The sequence below is a fragment of the Hominimerdicola alba genome (assembly GCF_900112155.1).
In the GTDB taxonomy this organism is placed as follows: Bacteria; Bacillota; Clostridia; order Oscillospirales; family Ruminococcaceae; genus Hominimerdicola; species Hominimerdicola alba_D.
Map to the genome: position 1 here is coordinate 19,804 of NZ_FOKQ01000035.1, position 16,793 is coordinate 36,596.

The 16,793-nt window shown below is 38.0% G+C and carries 20 protein-coding genes and 1 pseudogene; 17 read left to right on the forward strand and 4 right to left on the reverse strand.

What is annotated here, in order from left to right; translation table 11 throughout:
- Positions 1 to 162, reverse strand: coding sequence for a hypothetical protein (locus tag BM265_RS20215; protein WP_177219612.1), 162 nt, complete (start codon positions 160 to 162; stop codon positions 1 to 3).
- 171 nt (positions 163 to 333) lie between these two features.
- Here BM265_RS20215 and BM265_RS15455 point away from each other — a divergent pair, with 171 nt between their 5' ends.
- A complete protein-coding gene (locus BM265_RS15455; RefSeq protein ID WP_074962905.1) occupies positions 334 to 543 on the forward strand; it encodes an Arc family DNA-binding protein in 210 nt (69 codons plus the stop codon).
- Between the two features lie 100 nt (positions 544 to 643).
- Positions 644 to 1,777, forward strand: a complete 1,134-nt coding sequence (locus tag BM265_RS15460) for a HipA domain-containing protein (protein ID WP_074962906.1) — start codon at positions 644 to 646, stop codon at positions 1,775 to 1,777.
- A 79-nt stretch (positions 1,778 to 1,856) separates the two neighbouring features.
- Here BM265_RS15460 and BM265_RS15465 read toward each other — a convergent pair whose 3' ends face one another.
- Complete coding sequence (locus BM265_RS15465) at positions 1,857 to 2,378, reverse strand: hypothetical protein (protein ID WP_074962907.1); 522 nt, start codon at positions 2,376 to 2,378, stop codon at positions 1,857 to 1,859.
- An 84-nt stretch (positions 2,379 to 2,462) separates the two neighbouring features.
- Positions 2,463 to 5,237, reverse strand: a complete 2,775-nt coding sequence (locus BM265_RS15470) for a DNA methyltransferase (RefSeq protein ID WP_074962908.1) — start codon at positions 5,235 to 5,237, stop codon at positions 2,463 to 2,465.
- A 191-nt stretch (positions 5,238 to 5,428) separates the two neighbouring features.
- On the opposite strand from BM265_RS15470, the gene BM265_RS15475 reads away from it, so the two are divergent.
- A complete protein-coding gene (locus tag BM265_RS15475; protein WP_074962909.1) occupies positions 5,429 to 6,508 on the forward strand; it encodes a hypothetical protein in 1,080 nt (359 codons plus the stop codon).
- An 18-nt stretch (positions 6,509 to 6,526) separates the two neighbouring features.
- Positions 6,527 to 7,099, forward strand: a complete 573-nt coding sequence (locus BM265_RS15480; protein ID WP_074962910.1) for a hypothetical protein — start codon at positions 6,527 to 6,529, stop codon at positions 7,097 to 7,099.
- 136 nt (positions 7,100 to 7,235) lie between these two features.
- Here the strand turns inward: BM265_RS15480 and BM265_RS15485 are convergent, their stop codons facing one another.
- Positions 7,236 to 8,210, reverse strand: coding sequence for a tyrosine-type recombinase/integrase (locus BM265_RS15485; protein WP_074962911.1), 975 nt, complete (start codon positions 8,208 to 8,210; stop codon positions 7,236 to 7,238).
- 1,343 nt (positions 8,211 to 9,553) lie between these two features.
- On the opposite strand from BM265_RS15485, the gene BM265_RS15490 reads away from it, so the two are divergent.
- The 13 genes and pseudogenes from BM265_RS15490 to BM265_RS15545 all read left to right on the forward strand — a co-directional run.
- Positions 9,554 to 10,351: a ParA family protein gene (locus BM265_RS15490; protein WP_074962912.1), complete on the forward strand. Its 798-nt coding sequence runs from the start codon at positions 9,554 to 9,556 to the stop codon at positions 10,349 to 10,351.
- Positions 10,352 to 10,354: 3 nt separating this feature from the next.
- A complete protein-coding gene (locus BM265_RS15495) occupies positions 10,355 to 11,251 on the forward strand; it encodes a ParB/RepB/Spo0J family partition protein (RefSeq protein ID WP_074962913.1) in 897 nt (298 codons plus the stop codon).
- Positions 11,248 to 11,493 (forward strand): hypothetical protein, encoded by a 246-nt coding sequence (locus BM265_RS15500; RefSeq protein WP_074962914.1) that lies wholly within the window; start codon positions 11,248 to 11,250, stop codon positions 11,491 to 11,493. The genes BM265_RS15495 and BM265_RS15500 overlap by 4 nt, the downstream gene beginning before the upstream one ends.
- 5 nt (positions 11,494 to 11,498) lie before the next feature.
- Positions 11,499 to 11,981 (forward strand): hypothetical protein, encoded by a 483-nt coding sequence (locus BM265_RS15505; protein ID WP_074962915.1) that lies wholly within the window; start codon positions 11,499 to 11,501, stop codon positions 11,979 to 11,981.
- 56 nt (positions 11,982 to 12,037) lie between these two features.
- Positions 12,038 to 12,250, forward strand: coding sequence for a hypothetical protein (locus BM265_RS15510; RefSeq protein ID WP_242940868.1), 213 nt, complete (start codon positions 12,038 to 12,040; stop codon positions 12,248 to 12,250).
- A gap of 18 nt (positions 12,251 to 12,268) precedes the next feature.
- Positions 12,269 to 12,502, forward strand: coding sequence for a DUF5348 domain-containing protein (locus tag BM265_RS15515; protein WP_074962916.1), 234 nt, complete (start codon positions 12,269 to 12,271; stop codon positions 12,500 to 12,502).
- Positions 12,503 to 12,541: 39 nt separating this feature from the next.
- The gene (locus BM265_RS19600) at positions 12,542 to 13,456 is read left to right on the forward strand and encodes a 3'-5' exonuclease (protein WP_081358490.1); all 915 of its coding nucleotides are present in this window, start codon (positions 12,542 to 12,544) and stop codon (positions 13,454 to 13,456) included.
- Between the two features lie 138 nt (positions 13,457 to 13,594).
- Entirely contained in the window at positions 13,595 to 14,137 is a 543-nt protein-coding gene (locus tag BM265_RS15525; RefSeq protein ID WP_074962917.1) for a hypothetical protein, read from the forward strand.
- A 74-nt stretch (positions 14,138 to 14,211) separates the two neighbouring features.
- Positions 14,212 to 14,493 carry a hypothetical protein gene (locus BM265_RS15530; protein WP_074962918.1) on the forward strand — a complete coding sequence of 94 codons (282 nt, stop codon included), beginning with the start codon at positions 14,212 to 14,214 and terminating at the stop codon, positions 14,491 to 14,493.
- 56 nt (positions 14,494 to 14,549) lie between these two features.
- Positions 14,550 to 14,726 (forward strand): hypothetical protein, encoded by a 177-nt coding sequence (locus BM265_RS20220; RefSeq protein ID WP_177219613.1) that lies wholly within the window; start codon positions 14,550 to 14,552, stop codon positions 14,724 to 14,726.
- Positions 14,727 to 14,943: 217 nt separating this feature from the next.
- The gene (locus BM265_RS15535; RefSeq protein ID WP_074962919.1) at positions 14,944 to 15,309 is read left to right on the forward strand and encodes a hypothetical protein; all 366 of its coding nucleotides are present in this window, start codon (positions 14,944 to 14,946) and stop codon (positions 15,307 to 15,309) included.
- Between the two features lie 2 nt (positions 15,310 to 15,311).
- The gene (locus tag BM265_RS15540) at positions 15,312 to 16,427 is read left to right on the forward strand and encodes a DUF3848 domain-containing protein (protein ID WP_074962920.1); all 1,116 of its coding nucleotides are present in this window, start codon (positions 15,312 to 15,314) and stop codon (positions 16,425 to 16,427) included.
- Between the two features lie 134 nt (positions 16,428 to 16,561).
- Positions 16,562 to 16,793: pseudogene (locus BM265_RS15545) on the forward strand (IS110 family transposase); the annotation flags it as partial.

A 16,793-nucleotide genomic window follows, 5' to 3' on the forward strand; every position in this document is an offset into this window, starting at 1 on the left:
TCACTCCTTCCATATCTTCGCACTGAGTATCTTGATGTTGCCACTTCCGTAGTGATCCTTAACGATCTGGATCGCCTGCCGGCGGTCATTAACTCCGTACACTCTTGTTCTCTCATAGAAATAAAGACCTTTGAACATAAATACTACAATGTAATCTTTCATGATAGCACCTCTTTCTTATTTTCGGGGGATTTCTTATTACATATATAGTATATCATATTGCTAGCAATATTTCAATTGACATTTTAGTTGATTATTGCTAGCAATATTTGTATACAATTGATATTGCTAGCAATAAAGTGTTGTGCTATAATAATTATGGAGGTGATCTCAATGCCTGAGAATGATGAAAAGAAAACCTACTACAAAAAAACACAGAGTAAGTCCGTAGTAAAGTACATTTCAAATAACTACGATCAGATCTCGGTTCGTATACCAAAGGGTAGCCGGGAACGTTACAAGGAATATGCTGAAAAGCGTGGTACAAGCCTTAATGCACTTATTGTTGAATTGCTGGAACGTGAAATGAATAATGAGGATTGATTTCTTCTTTTCTCCAGGATACTATAAAGTGTGTCTATAGACAGACTTCGATTGACATGATAACAAACAAATGATATAATGTTCTAAAGGCGGTGAGGTAATGAACAGATACAATATAATGCACAAGGACAAGATAGTTGCACAGGCTGAAGACAGCAGAGTTACTGCGGTCTTTGATAAGGCTCTTTGCCCAAACAGTATTTTTGTAGATGCCGACCTTGAGGTGTGGCTGAAAAGCAGGAGTATCGATACTCATCGTTCTAATTCCCGCAGGCTTTACAAATTTCTTCGCATGAAAACTGATGCGGATATTGATGAGATAATCAATATCGGTCACGGTATAACAATTACAGATAACTGGTGGATACAGCGTGAGGACGAGATGCTTGACTATTCGTCGCTAAAACAGTATAATGAAGAGCTTGCTGATATTTCCTTATACGGTTTTTCCAACAAGTGTAAAGATAAATCAAAAGGATACACTCAGCTTGGTACGATCGGAAGCTATGAAAAAGCATGGCGTTTTTCAGACGATGCATGGTATATGTACAAGTTGGGCAGTAAAACAGAACTTATCTCGGAATACTATGCGCACTGCTTTCTGAAAAAGTTGAATGTGAATTGTGCCGAGTACAAGGTTGAAAGACGTGTACTTGAAACGGGTCTTGAACAGGAATGTATCATAACCAAAGATTTTACGCAGAATGCGCTTTTCGATTTTGAACCATTCTTCAATTATTTCAACGATAACGAAGATCCTGATTTCATACTGACAAGACTTGCTCAGATGGAAAAGAATAATACCATGTCGGGACTTGTAGAGGATTATGTTAAGATGTGCTATTATGATGCGCTTCTTATGAACGTTGACAGACACAATCTTAACGCAGGATTTCTCAGGGACAGCGAAAACGGAGGTATACTGTGTCTTGCTCCATGCTTTGATTATAATCTTTCGCTTTCCGCTGCCGTATCACTGCATTTTAGTGAAGCTAAAGCGGATCTCATGAAGTATTTCACCGAGAACGATAGGCTCATGGAAGTCATGGATCCTCTTATGCCCGGGAGAGAAGAAATAATTTCTGCGGTCGAAACAGCAGAGAAAAAGACGAAATTAGCCTTTCCTAATGACAATTTCAAATATTCGCTGTTCAGCGATTATGTTATTTCGGCTTATGACTATTGCAGTAAAATGCTATCAAAAGAAAATAATAACACCTATTCAAGGCACTGAGCCTGAATAGGTGTTATTTCTTTTCTCACGGATAGTTCAACGTGTGTCTATAGACACACTTTAGAAAATGGGCTATTGTTTACAACTCAATATCTACATCTACTTTTTCTTTTTCTTCTTGTAAATACCGTAAATATGCCTTAATTACGCAATCGACGAATGCTATAATAGCAGCATTCAAGTCTTCTGGGGTCTTTTCCAACTCTATATCTTCCGGGGTCGTAGAATTTTTTTTATTTATACTATGGATATATTTTATAATATCATCAATCAATTCTTCAGGAGTCGTTTCCAACTCAATATCTTCCGGAGTTGAAGACTTTTTATCATACCAATAGCAGAACAAAGCTATTACACCGTTAATTTGTACATCAGAATAGTTTTTAAATCTCTTCTTAACATAAGATCTTAAATCAAATGGTAATGTATCCTTGATTTTATTTTGAACTAATTTATTGATATCATTATCATCAATGATAATGTCATTATCATTCTCATAATCAATGAAGATAATATTATTTTTTTCTAAAAAATATCGTAAATCATCGAGATTAATAGATGGAAGATTCTTAATAAAATTGTCAAATATACAATAATTCATATGGACACCTCTTATCTACAAATTAATATGATTAATTATATCAAAAACACACCATATTGTCAAGTCATATAAGAGTGTACTATCTTACTTCCCTTCCGTCAACTTCTGATACATCTTCATCAGCTCCGCCACGCACTCACTCTCGGTCATGGTCTTATAGTCGAAACCGTATGCTTGCATAACAGCCTTATCGTTGAGCTGGTGAGCTTTTACTAGGTCAGTGTAAAGATACATCTTTTCGCCATACATATCAGCAAAACTGCTATCAGAATACTCTGCACGAGCATCGAGTATAAGCTGCGCTGTTTTTTCAATCAATGCTTTCTGCTCAGGAGTTGGATTACACCATGGGAAGTTGTTATAAACAATGTCCTTTGAGTAGCGGTAATCACTCTTGATTCGACCACAAACCGTCCTGACCCATGCCATATGTACATTTGAAGTAAGAATACCAAAATGATATATTGAAGCATTTGGAATTATTAAATTAGCATCTCCGGATAAAACACTTGGACTTTCAAAACCTAAAGGTATATATCTTCTTTTTTCAGACGAATGCCGTGGTACAATTATAAAATTGCCATGTGGCATATTCTCTACGTGAAATCTTGTAGGTTTTTCACTGAGCTTTCTTGTTCCTTCACTTTTACTTGATAATCTAAATTGGCGTACTGCTTCAACCCTTTTTAGGCATTCGGGCATAGACATAAGCTCTTTTGGTGAGCAATCTCCTAACCAGAGGCAATACCTAGGCTTATTGTTTATAAACTCAGTTGCTCCAAGCCATTTCTTGAAATACTTTGAGGATTGAGGTTCTCTAAGGATAAAATCCTGCATTTCTTCTTCGGAAAAAAGATAGTTTCCGTCATCAATTGGTTTGTTTCCGATACCTATATAAGGTACAGAACATATTGGAGTAGCTCTGCTATCTATTACTATATCATCTGCTTCTACAAGATAACCATTGATATTTCTTACTATCTTTTCTGCACCATTATCAAATAATCTTTTAGCAGCTGCGTTTGATGCAATGCTAAATCCTACAATTATACAGTGAACATGGGCTTTTAGGCTTGCTTCACTGTCCCATCGGAATGTTCTGTGAGCAAAATCAATGTGTACGCCCATATCAAAAAGCTTTTTCCAAAGAATAGCTACCTGTTCGCCCTGCGTAATGCTGTTTGTAGAAACAAGTGCTGTTCTGATTTCGGTTCCTTTCATTATATCGGCTGCTTTTTTATACCAACAAGATACATAGTCGAGATTGCCGTTATTTTTTACACCGTCAAATATATTAAAAACATCTGCTTTCTGAGGATCAGACATTAACCTTGCGCCGATAAACGGCGGATTACCCATAATATAAGACAGCTTATCCTTTGGTACAACACTCTCCCAATCTATGCGCAGCGAGTTGCCCTCGGTGATGTTAGCATAGCTTTTCAGTGGCAAAAAATCAAGGTTATTCTGTATGATCTCCTCGGTTTCGTGCATCATCTGCGCTTCGGCTATCCAGAGTGCAGTCTTAGCGACAGTCACAGCAAAGTCATTGATCTCAATGCCATAAAACTGCCCGATGCCTACCTTTATAGGGTTGAAGTCACCCTCACCGCCTATAAGCATCTGACCGCCGTGTATGACTTTCAATGCTTCATTCTCCAGTCGGCGCAGGCTGATATAAGTTTCCGTAAGGAAGTTGCCTGAACCGCAGGCGGGATCGAGGAACGTGAGTGAAGCAAGCTTATCTCTGAACTGCTCCAGTTTCGTTCTTCTTGTTTTATCGACCTTTGTTTCGCATATCGAATTGAACTCTGCTTTCAGCTCATCGAGGAAAAGAGGGTCAATGACCTTGTGGATATTCTCGATAGAGGTATAGTGCATACCGCCTGAACGTCTTGTTTCGGGGTTCAGAGTGCTTTCAAATACTGCGCCGAAGATCGTCGGGCTGATCTCAGACCAGTCAAATCCTGCGCTTGCATTGTTCACAAGCAGATCCACGATCTCATCTGTGAAGCGCGGAATTTCGATGTTTTCATCAGCGAACAAACCACCGTTCACATAAGGGAACGCAGCAAGGTCATCGTCCATATAGGGGTCACGATCTTCGGGTTTGGTGTCAAGAACCGTGAACAGCTCGATAAGTGCCTTGCGGATATCTTTTGCTTGAAACTGTTTCAGATACCGCCCGAACATTTCATGCTTGCCGAAAATGCCTGCATCTTCCGCATACAGGCAGAATACAAGCCTTACGCACAGCATATTTAGGCTTTTCAGCGTATCAGGACTATCAGGCTCCTTGTACTGTTTCAGGATAGCATCATACAGCTTACCAACAAGCTCACCTGCCTTCAAGGAAATTTCCATTTCCTTTTTCAGCATTTCGCTTCCTGTTTCCACCAGAAATTGCAGACGATAATAGTCTTTTGCAAGGTCTTTCAGGAAGATCTGCTCAGGCTCACCGTTGGGCTTTTCCATGTCATATACAAGGAATTCCTCAAAGTTGCAAGTCACTATCCACCGGGGGTGCTGCGATAACGGCAGCTCGGTGACATAGCGTTTTGCCTGTTGGAACGGATTGAGCAGAGAGCCGTCCGATTGCTTAATAGCCTTGCGTAAGTCCTTACCGATAGACTTCTGCTCGATCATAACGTGCGTTGACTTGATATAGCCGTCAATAAATGAGGTGTGATCCAGATGCACCTGATCCTCAAAGCTAATAAACTCAGCTATGTTATCTACACCGTATACGTGCGTAAGCAAATCTATCCAGAAAAGGTTAGACTCCCCTTTTTCATAACCTCTGCCTTTCCAACGCTCAGCGAACTCTTTCGCAGCCTTTTTCTGTTCTTTTTCAGTCATAGTAAATCCCCCTAGAATGGAATGATTATCACCATACATTATAGCATATTTCCGTGAAAGGTTCAACTGTAATCAGATAATTTCATTTTTTTATTAAAAGTGCTTGACAAAAAGTAAAAAATGATATATAATTTATGACAGCATATTGCAGGCATAAAAATGTAATTCAACATTTATGAGGAGGCAAATTAATGAAACAATCTAAAATCCAAAAAAGCTTTTACTTTAGTGATCAAAAAACAAAAAACATAATTGAAAAGCGTTGTGCTGATTTAGCGTTGATAAATAATCAGTCAACCTCATTTATAATCGAAGATAAACTGATGAAAGGGTTATTTCCCCAAAATAAGGAAGCATGGGATCTGACAACAAATTTTCTGTATAGTGATGAACCCAATAGCGTAAAAGATACGCTTTATGCTATCTTTCAAAACAATACAACAGGGATCCGAAACTCAGTACATGATAATTTATTGCCGATAGTAATGTTTTGTTTAAAACACTATAAGGGTCCTTCTAGTTTTTCGTCCAAGAATCAGGACCTCTATCATCTTATTGATCAGCTAAACTTAATAATTAAAAGAATACAAAATTGTGTTTCCGCAACAATCGACACAAAGGAAAGAGCATTTTTATATGACAGAGCAATTAATGCAGCAGATTTGATTAAAAGACTCCAAGAAAGTCCAGAAAAGATTAACCCATATTATATTTTTGAACTTATAGCCGACTTTTTTGCAATGCTTGATGATTTCCTTTATAGTTTTACTGCATTAAGCGATTTAACTACGATTTGTCAATTTGAGGAAAATGTAAACACAAGGATTGAGCTATTTAATTTAATAAACGAACTTTCAGCTGATTGGGATTCAAAGCCTGAGAAAGAAGATAACAAAATGAGCTTATATCCCGAGCTTTACTTATTAAATCGAGTAAAATTTAAAGTTATTGAGGATGAGCGTTTTCCTTCTGATTCTTTTGGTGTTTATGCCAATGATGCTTGTGTGGGATATATAACTCCTGTAAATAATCAATTACTGTGGAAAAAAAGTTTTGACATAGATAATCCTCGATACCAATTCAAAGATGAAGGCATATTTGCATCGGTAGTGGCAGAGTTAAAGAAATATAAAAACGAGCATGGATACAAATATCTAGTAATAGATTGTTTGTGCGAAGGATATGCAAGTATACTTGACCACGCATTGATTAGTCGAGTAGGATTTAAACAATTACCGGATAATCATCCATCACTTTATTATTTAGAGTAAATAAGGAGGATATAAAAAGTGAGAATATCAGATTTACATTTTTCAGACGAAACAGAGTTGACGTATTCGGCTATAACTCAGTGTTTATTTAAAAAGGAAAATGAAAACGGAGCAGCTGAATATAATGAATTAGTGAAAGAACTTATCAAAAATGCTGCTGACACAGATGATTTTGTAGCTAGTTATCTTGATGAAGCAAATGCTGTAAAACATAATTATTACAAATCCGAATGTTACCAGATCATGCTAAAAATATATGACAACAATAAAGCTAAAGAATACTGCCGTAAAATGCTCGGTAGAAAATACAGAACTACAATATCGGATGCAGAATCACTAAAAATTGGAAATAAAAACTCTGTGATGTATATTCCTTCTTTAGGCACAAGCACATATACACGTTATGCAATATTAGAAAAAAATGAATTTTACGCCGATAACATTATGACTCATATGTTATCATTTGAAGGTACCAAGTTTAATATCTATCTGCAAGACAAAGGAGAAGAAAATAAAATTGACAAAGTATTGGATAACGGCAAATATAGTGTATATTCATTCGATGGGATAATGGCACTAGTAAAAGAATAAAAAAAGCATCAAAAAAGCACTCATTCAAAATTTAATCATGAAAGAGTGCTTTTTTAAGAAATCATTCGTACTGTAAATTCACATAAAATACGATTCTTTTTCTCCTGGACAATTAAAGTGTGTCTATAGACACACTTTAGTAAATCTCATCAAGCTTTGTCATCGCAGTCTTTTTCTGTTCCTCTATGACATGATAATAGAACTTCATCGTTATCGAAATGTCAGAATGCCCGAGAATTTCGGAAACGACCTTAATATCAGTCCCTTGTCTGAGCAACAGCGTTGCGAATGTATGACGCAGCGCGTGAACAATGTCTTTCTTCCCGTTAATTCCGCAGTTTTTAAGAATACGCGACATAGTGCGATGAATAGCACTTGGATCAACTAACAGACCATTCTCCGTGGCAACTATCCTATCATTATCACCCATTATAGCGTGTATCTTTACTAAAGCATCAAGTGCTGTTTTATTGAGAGGAACATAACGAACAGAATTTCGTGATTTGGGAGAATTTACTATCTTTTCATACTTCATGCTGCTGTCTCCTCTTGTTTTTACCGACGAAACGCTGTTATGTACGTAAACTATTTTATTTGTAAAATCAACATCAGACCAACTAAGTGCAAGAGCCTCCCCAACACGCAGACCAGTGTTAAGCATAAAAACAATAAAATAACCGTACCTATACTTAAAACTGCCATTATTATAAGTTGAAATAGCTTCGGCAGCAATCGCCCTCGCCTGTTCGGGAGAGTAATATACTACCGTTTCATCAGATTTATTGTTTTTTGGAAGAACAACCGAAAGTATAGGATTCTTCTTTATATCCCCTTTTAAAACCGCAAGATCAAGACAACTCTTCAAGTTAACGTATGCTTTCTTGGTAGTACTATAAGAAGAACGTTCTGAAAGATTATTCAACATCATTTGAATATCATCAGCAGTCAGTTTCTTTAACTTTATTTTGCCTATAGCCGGGAAGATCTGATAATTTAGACTTTGTTCTACCCTATCATACGAAGAACGCTTTAATGATGGGCGTTTAGTATTAATAAGCCATTTTGTCATGTACTCCTCGACTGTGTTGTTGCTCTGTTTCTCGAATAACATTAAAAATATCCTCCAAAGTATGTATTCCTGTGCAAAAACGCACAAGAAATATAATACCAAAAAGAGGATAACACGTCAATAAATTATATAAAAATACACATCTGATATATCAATATATATATCCGCGAGAAAAAGAACAAACAAATTAAAATTTATTCAAAATTATTTTTTGAAAAGGCTTGACAAACAAAAAACGCTGTGTTATAATATATATAGTGGGTAAGAACAACAAAACACCCACCTGTGGCTTAAATGAACGCCAATTCAAGTAAGCCATCAGCACAAATGCTATGCAACAGCAGATGTGAGACTTTTACAGATGGATGCATCAATGTCCATGTTATCTATTATAACATGGTTTTGATATATTTGTCAAGGAGTTTTCAGTATGCTTTTGCGAGTAGTGCTGAGAACTCTTTTCTTTTTCCCGTAAGACTTACGGATCCTACGGCTGACTCCAGTTGAACTGAATAGCCAGAGAGAGAAAGCAACCTCGACGAGACCTCAATAACTGCTGAATTATTTCAGCTGCATTGAAACAGTTTGCATTTGCAAGCCTGCCTAATGGCAGCTACCTCAATGTACGCCGTGACCACTTAGTGACAGTAAGTGTAGCGAGTATAAACACTGTGGTGTGAGCTACCGGGGAGGTAATCGGGAAGTCATGGTCTGTATCGACTATGCAAAGGGCGCAGCCGACAGCAAGGTGTATTTGCTTAAAGAGTTTGTCACTCCTCAGAATACACTGATGACTAGGCGATCTAAATGATCTGCGTCAAAAGGAAAACTTTCAAGGCAATCCACAAAATTATTTCCGCTATGGAACAGCGGTTATAAATAAACCAACAGGCTGGTATAGCAAGTACCGCTTGTTGGCACAAATTCACTGAGATCAATGGACTTGTGCCAGCAAGTGAATTGCATACACTGTGTCTATAGACACACTTTAGATATGAAAAGCCCCCGCAAGGGAATTTCTTCCCTCACGGAGATAGCAGGGGCACCAAGGATCGAACTCGGGACACGCGGTTTTGGAGACTTGAATAACTTTTAATAAGTAATAAATACCCAATTTATTAGCATCTAACAATTCCTCCATGAATTCAATACATTATACCATACTAAATTTAATTAGTCAACATCACATTTAGTGTGGCTAAAGACACATTTATAACAACGACAAAAGATAGCGTTTGACAGAAGTCAGGCGCTATTTTTTATGGCAGCGGCAGGGTCGCTCCCTGCGGGCAGTGCTTAGTGTTTTTCTCACTGCCCTTTCCGCTGTCAATAGATTGAAAAACACTAAGATTAAAATCCGCAACAGCGGTGAAAGGAAAAAAGCCATGAAAAACACAAAAATAATTGCAGTAGCAAATCAAAAAGGCGGCGTGGGCAAGACCACTACGACGATCAATGTAGGTGCAGCACTTGCTCTTACGGGCAAAAAGGTCCTGCTAATTGACTTGGACACTCAGGAATCCCTTTCAAATTTCCTCGGGATCTACAATGCAGAGAACAATATAGGTAAAGCGCTTTACAAAACAGTTAACCACGAAACTATTGACCTTGCAGATTACATTGTCACAAACGAGGTCAACAGAGTTGACATAATCCCGGCAGAACTGAACACTATGCAGCGTATCGCCATAGACCTTGTATCAGTCAGAAGCAAAGAAACAGTTTTTCGCAGACTGATAAATCAGAACAGTGAACTGCTTAGCAGATACGACTACATCCTGCTTGACTGCCCACCGTCCCTTAATGTTATATTGGATAACGCACTTACAGCAAGCCGTTATGTGCTTATCCCCTGTCAGGCTCACCCTCTGAGCTATCCCCCGCTGCCTAATCTCCTATTACAGATAAATGAGATCCAGTCAGAACTGAATGAAAGCATAGAAGTCATCGGAATAGTCCCGACTATGGTTGATAGAAGCAACAACAGCAGAACAACAGTCGAAATGCTGCGCGGAAATTATTCCGACATAGTCTTTAATAGCGAGATAGAACGTATGGCTGTTGCAGCTAACTCTGCTCTGACAGAAAAAGCGGTCGTTCTTTCCAATGCTAAGGACAACCGCGTATCACGTGAATACAAGGCTCTCACTGATGAGCTTGTAAGTCGTATCGAGGGGGTGTAAGGCATGAAATTTGATAAAGTAAGTGAAACATTCTCCGAGAGAAAGGAAAAAGGAAGTATAAAAGAAAGCCTTATCTCAGCTGAGGAAGTTCTGAACGAGATAACCGAGATAGCTATGCACAAGCTTGATATGTACACAGACGAGGATGGAAATCAGCCTTTTGACATAGACGATGAAAAGGTTGAAGCTCTGAGCCAAAGCATAGAAGAAAACGGGCAACTAGAGCCTATAATCGTGCGTAAAAAGGATGGTAGGTATCAGATCCTCAGCGGTCATCACAGATACCTTGCATTAAAGTCGATAACTGCAAAGTATGCACTTGCAACAGTTGTCGATGTATCAGACCTTAAAGCCTACATGATCGTATGCGAAAGCAATATACATCATGCAGCTCCCCCACCATCTAAGCTGTGTAAGATATTCCTGCGGTATCGTGCCGCAGGAAAGGAAGAAAAGCTGACCGCCGATCAGCTTGCTAAGATGTTCGGCATCAGCCGTGAACAGATGTATCGAATAATTGCTATGGACACACTTACTACACCAATGCAGGAACTTGTCGATGCAGGTCTTATCTCAACCAACAGCATAAAGCAGTTGAGAACACTTACACCCGATCAGCAGGATACGCTTGCTGATTATGTGTATAATGAGGATAAAAAACTAAACAAAGCCAAATGTGATAAGGTCGTTGATCTGTTTACCACTAATGCTAATGCAACAGTAGAAGATATTGACGATTGTCTTAACAGTGACGATAAAGAAAAAGAGCCTGCCACCAATTACAATGCCATGAAGAAAATGAGCAAGGAGCAGCTAGCGGATTACATATTCGCAAACATGGAACGATTCAAGTCATCAGCGGATATTCTTTCCTTCCTCTGTGAGAAAGGAAAAATATGAAAAAAACAGTTTTAAAAGCTATTAATTGTCTGTGGAATAGACTTTTAAAGTTAGGTGCAATTATCCTGATACTAGCATTTATTGTTGTTTTTCCTACGGCGATTATATATAAAGGGTTACACGATAAAATAAAAATATCTCCTTTACAAGCATTATTAATAGTAATTGGCTTTTGGTTTGTATTTGGAGTGGGATACTTGATTAGAAAATTCCATGATAAAGTAAAAAAAGAAAAAAGGTGATTAATATGCCAAAAATAACAAGACGCGAATATGAAGAACTCTATGAGAACGCCGGATTAAAAAACTATCAGTTACGTGATCTGACTGATATCGAGCTGATACACGGCTACGATCTGACACTTCTCCCCGGATACGAGGAATTATCCACGGAGAACAAAAAACTTTTTGAAGACACTGTAGTGCGTTTGTTCAACGGACACGGTCTTGATACCCGCAAGGATCTTCTTCCGAAATGCGTTCATTTCGTTGAAGAAATAAATTTCTATAAATTTATTGAAGAGGAAGATTGCAACTCAGTTATCGGACAGGAAGTATACTCGCTCATCAAAAACAGAAACGGCAAGTATGTACATAAAAAACGTATCCATAGATTTACGTATGAAAAAGGCATACCATTTAAAGAGTGTAAGACTTACTCAAAAACTTATCTCCGATTTGAGTTGAAAGGTGTATGGTATCATTTTACTGAAGCACATGAATGGTACTGACTATACTATTATAATAAAGGGACTGATAAAGTGTGTCTATAGACACACTTTATCAAATGGTACTTAAAATGGAAATACGAATAATCGGAACCAAAGAAGAACTGGAGCAGGCGGCGATTCAGATAGCTGCCTGCTACAAAATAAAATACAAAAGTCGAATCTATCTCTGCCGTGATAAAAAGGCTTACCGGCTGTATATAAAAACCGAGGATAACAACATAGAGGAAGAAAAACAGCTGGACGGTCAGATGTCTTTTGATGAGGTGTGATTTCATGAGGTACAATATATGAAAATGGGAAAGCTTGGATATAATAGCGACAATGGCAGATACGGCATTCTTGTCTGCGATTTATGGGAGTTAGATGGCTTTCGCTGTGGCGATACATTAGAGGTGTGGGACAGAGATACAGAGCAGTGGATACCAACACGCATGGAAATGCGTTGGAAAAACGAATGGTATCTCGTCGGCACGCCATACAGCGGTACGGCTTTAGAGGGTTTGAAAGTAAGAGTGAAATAATCTGAGCTTGTGCTGTAAATTTAACAAGGAGATTATAAGATGAAAGTACATAATCACGATTATCCCGACCACAAAACCGCAAGGCAGTGGGCAAAACAAGGCTTTTTACCAATAGATGGGGCAGAAGGAATAGAGTTATGGGCAAATCAATTTTGTCAGAATAAATACATCTATTACGGACCCGATGAAGTATCCAAGGCTACACCCGATCAGCTTTCTAACTTTTTCCGCTTTGAACGAGAAAAACGAAATCAAAGAGAAAAAGAAAAAAGGAAGCACAGAAACGCTGAACTAATTGCAGAAAACAAAGAACTTAGAAAAGAGAATAATCTACTTGAATTATCCTTATGCGAACTTGAAAGGACTGCAATTAGACTTATGCGAAACGTTGACATATCACCCGAAAAATCAGCGGATACTATTATAATAGATACTGAAACAACAGGACTCAGTGAATTAGACGATGAATTGCTGCAAGTATCTATCATAGATGATGCAGGAAATGTTCTTTACAACAGCTATCTTCGCCCCTTATACCATACCTCATGGGAAGAAGCGGAATGTGTAAATAACATTACTCCGCGAATGGTAGCGGAGGCACCGACCATCTATGATGAAATGCCAAAGATAAATGCTATCATAAAAGCTGCAAAAAAAATCATAGGCTTTAATACCGGGTTCGATGAAAACTTTCTTTATTTCTCTGGTGGTATTTCATGGATGAATAAAGAGGTAGTAGACGTAATGACGATGTTCGCGCCGATCTACGGCGAATGGAGCGAACAATACGACGATTATAAATGGCAAAATCTCGTAAAAGCTGCCGATTACTATGATTACGATTGGAACAGCCGACCAGGTGAAGCACATAACAGTCTTGCGGACTGCTATGCAACGCTATATGTATATAACAAGATAACAGCTGATAGAAATACGAATCTTTTCCTTAAATGACAAAAAAACTATACAGAAAAATTTTTTTGAGAAAATACCAAAATAACTATATATAATTTTTATTTTAATAAAAAATCTACTATAATGAATATGTAAGCATTTTTTGCTTAATAATATTTATTTTTGGAGGGATTTTCAATGAAAAATCTTATGGAAAATTTTGTTGACACAGTCATCGACGCGGGTAAGTCCACGCTGAGCTACCATGAGGGCTCCGGTTGTTTGACACCAACCTCTTTTCGTTTTGTGGTGGACACAACAAATGCGCTAATGGCTTATCGTTCAGGGGGGAGCAGCACAGAAAACGCTTGGTGTGAGTTTGATCGTTTAAGAGCAAACAACATCTACCGTGAGCATCGGATTAAAATGAAGCCTTTAAACGCTGAGGAAATGGAACAGGTACTAAGTAACCTTTCAGCAAAAAACGTGACGAGAACAGACGGTAATTTAACCTTGTTATCCTCAGGTGAGAGAGAGGTATTTGAGGACATAATAAGGGCTACTCTTAGCACAGTTAATATTGCAGCACAGCGCAATAAGGTGACAAACGCACAGGTGCAAATGGCGAAAGACCTCGCTGAAACTTTGACACGTACACTTTTGCCCACTGTAAATGGCTATGCCACTGTGTATAATGCACTTGACAATGTGTTTGTTTATATGATTGACAACGCATCATAAATCGTGTATTAATTTGTACAAAAGCAGTCGAACATTTTCGGCTGCTTTTTTTGGAAAAAGGGCAGGTTTCGTAAATGAAATATAAAACTAAAATAAAGATCAAAAGAATGATTTCTAGACATTATGATGTATGTGTGATAATTGCGTTATTAATTTTACTGATAGGCGTGTTAGCACTTATTAAATATTTTTCCCATATCCGCGATGCTAAATATCTTGAATATATTCGTCATACAGAATCCGAAAGTAAAATGAATGAACATGATAGTGAACAGAGCGACACTGCTGATGAAACGCCAACAGACGATTACCAAATCGTGATACGCGGCGAAAAATACAAGCTTATAAGGGAGTGACTAATAATGAATAACGAACAGCAGATAGGATGGAGCGCAAAACGGGGGTTGATTTAATGAAAGATCTATTAGATATTTTCTCGATAGATTTTATTGCTATTGGTATTGCTGGTTTTATTTATTTCTTTTTTATCATGAGTTTTATCAACATACAAAGAAGATTTCCAAAGTCAAAAACTAATAATGAAAAGACACAAGAAAGGCATGATGGAAATGAACCCAAAAAAGAATAACCGCTTTGAGTACATGATAATCACAATTTGCGGAGTATTTATAATAACCTATGCTATGATGGTTGACAAGATCATGAATTTCCCGGAAGTCATGTCAAGCACTCCGTTGAAGATACTATTAACCGTTTTTTCTTGTATTGTGTTTATCATCACTGTTTGCCTTACAGTGAGATTATTTATACTTATCCACAAAGATTACGTAGAAAGGAGGTAGACCATGTATAGTCTTGAAGAAGTTAAAAGCGGACAATGCAATCTGATGTTAACTGTTGTCGAAACAGATTACGGCAGATTTGTCACCGATGAATACATCAGTGATGATGATCTGTATTCCTCATCGGCTTTGGTCGATTATTTTGAAAGCTGTGACTGCGATGATGCAGATTATGCAGATATAGAAGTCGGTGTATACAGGTACGGTGATCTCGGTGGTGATGCCGATGATATGCTGAGCGATGATGTTCGCGCATATATTGAGTATGATATTGAGAGCTTTCTAAGCAAATGCGACCCACTAGAAACCAATACCTATGAGGTCAATCTGAGAGAACTGCTCGGGCGTGACAATGGAAGAGGGTATTAATCATGGCTGTCATTATGTATTCGGGACTAAGAAATAAAATACTCGATGAATACTACGAGTTTCGGGAAGAACAGCATCGGCTTCAATCTAAAGACGTTTACGAAAATGCGTATGAGATAGTTATCAAGCAGAATATCAAAGATCTGATATGCGATGAAAACGTCACCCTGACCTCTGAACACAAGCTTGCACTAATGTTGAGTAACAATACGCTTGATGAGATTTATAATGATTGGCTTGACAAAGATGGTGAAAATCTGGAGGACATACCTGATACTATCACCGAAACAGCAGACAGGCTTATGTCAAATGTATCTTCCAAGAGTCTGCTTATTTGGCGAGGTTTTCTTGCTGAGAACAGGCTCGATCTCAATACCATAATCATAAATATGGGGAACAGCATGGACAAAGATATTTTTCAGTTGAAAGAAGTCGATAATGACTATGCTGTATATCACATAAACAAAAATAACGCGGTGGAAACACTGACATCAGTGGATGAGCTGAGATCAGTTTATGATAACGCGCTTAACAAGTATTCCAAAGCAATGATAAATTCAGGAGAAAAAGAATACACAAATGTATTGATAGGCATTCCAAATGTAAGAACACCTATCGCTGATTTCAGGGATTTTTGCCCTGATTGGCGCGAACGCGGTTCTACTTCTTCATATATTAAAGAGGTATGGGACAGTTTTTTGAAAGACCATGAGCTTCCCGAGGATACTACCAAGATATCATTCCATGCTACAAGCACATATTATGTTGGCGGCATTGATGAGAATGGTCATGAGCGTAAGGACAATTATTCTAAATATGAAGAAGATGATTCATTCTATTTGTTTGAATATAATAACGAGTTAGCAATACGTTATGGATTTGAATCAGAACTTGACTTCCCTATTGAAGATACGATAATAGATCCTTCGGTCCTTTCAAAGGATTATGAAGATATACTGGAAAAATACTCAACTGCGTTAAGCCGTGGCACCTATAACTATGTAGATGTTTGCATAACAAAATCAGATGAAAGTGAGATTCACGAAGATTTTGAAAGAATCTGTCCTGACTGGGAGGAACGCGCTCAGATCAACACCCAACCCCGGCACAGACGATAAAGTAAATTAATAGCTAAAGGAGCTTCCTGTAACCAAACAAATCAAGGGGTTGCAAAAAAGAACACCTCAGTGTAGAATGTAAATACTGACGATGCGAAAGTTAGTAATACAAACTACAGAAAGGTGTCCTCTATATGTATTATACACAAAATGAAAAGATTTTGCAAGTAGGAGAAGAAAAAATAATTGTCGGGATCGATGTAGGCAGCGAAAAGCACTATGCCAGAGCATTTGACTGGAGAGGGATGGAGTATTCAAAGAAGGCCTATGTGTTCACAAATGACGCAGAAGGATTCGCAGGCTTTTTTGAATGGATCACCGGGATCATGGAAAAGAGCGGAAAAGAAACCGTTATGCCGGCTATGG

Coding starts and splice junctions, on each gene's coding strand:
- BM265_RS15460 (WP_074962906.1), top strand. CDS start 644: ATGAACAGATACAATATAATGCACAAGGACAAGATAGTTGCACAGGCT.
- BM265_RS15505 (WP_074962915.1), top strand. CDS start 11,499: ATGCCAAAAATAACAAGACGCGAATATGAAGAACTCTATGAGAACGCC.
- BM265_RS15535 (WP_074962919.1), top strand. CDS start 14,944: ATGTATAGTCTTGAAGAAGTTAAAAGCGGACAATGCAATCTGATGTTA.
- BM265_RS15470 (WP_074962908.1), bottom strand. CDS start 5,237: ATGACTGAAAAAGAACAGAAAAAGGCTGCGAAAGAGTTCGCTGAGCGT.
- BM265_RS15515 (WP_074962916.1), top strand. CDS start 12,269: ATGAAAATGGGAAAGCTTGGATATAATAGCGACAATGGCAGATACGGC.
- BM265_RS15465 (WP_074962907.1), bottom strand. CDS start 2,378: ATGAATTATTGTATATTTGACAATTTTATTAAGAATCTTCCATCTATT.
- BM265_RS15510 (WP_242940868.1), top strand. CDS start 12,038: ATGGTACTTAAAATGGAAATACGAATAATCGGAACCAAAGAAGAACTG.
- BM265_RS15495 (WP_074962913.1), top strand. CDS start 10,355: ATGAAATTTGATAAAGTAAGTGAAACATTCTCCGAGAGAAAGGAAAAA.
- BM265_RS15530 (WP_074962918.1), top strand. CDS start 14,212: ATGAAATATAAAACTAAAATAAAGATCAAAAGAATGATTTCTAGACAT.
- BM265_RS20220 (WP_177219613.1), top strand. CDS start 14,550: ATGAAAGATCTATTAGATATTTTCTCGATAGATTTTATTGCTATTGGT.
- BM265_RS15500 (WP_074962914.1), top strand. CDS start 11,248: ATGAAAAAAACAGTTTTAAAAGCTATTAATTGTCTGTGGAATAGACTT.
- BM265_RS15475 (WP_074962909.1), top strand. CDS start 5,429: ATGAAACAATCTAAAATCCAAAAAAGCTTTTACTTTAGTGATCAAAAA.
- BM265_RS15485 (WP_074962911.1), bottom strand. CDS start 8,210: ATGTTATTCGAGAAACAGAGCAACAACACAGTCGAGGAGTACATGACA.
- BM265_RS20215 (WP_177219612.1), bottom strand. CDS start 162: ATGAAAGATTACATTGTAGTATTTATGTTCAAAGGTCTTTATTTCTAT.
- BM265_RS15490 (WP_074962912.1), top strand. CDS start 9,554: ATGAAAAACACAAAAATAATTGCAGTAGCAAATCAAAAAGGCGGCGTG.
- BM265_RS15455 (WP_074962905.1), top strand. CDS start 334: ATGCCTGAGAATGATGAAAAGAAAACCTACTACAAAAAAACACAGAGT.
- BM265_RS19600 (WP_081358490.1), top strand. CDS start 12,542: ATGAAAGTACATAATCACGATTATCCCGACCACAAAACCGCAAGGCAG.
- BM265_RS15525 (WP_074962917.1), top strand. CDS start 13,595: ATGAAAAATCTTATGGAAAATTTTGTTGACACAGTCATCGACGCGGGT.
- BM265_RS15540 (WP_074962920.1), top strand. CDS start 15,312: ATGGCTGTCATTATGTATTCGGGACTAAGAAATAAAATACTCGATGAA.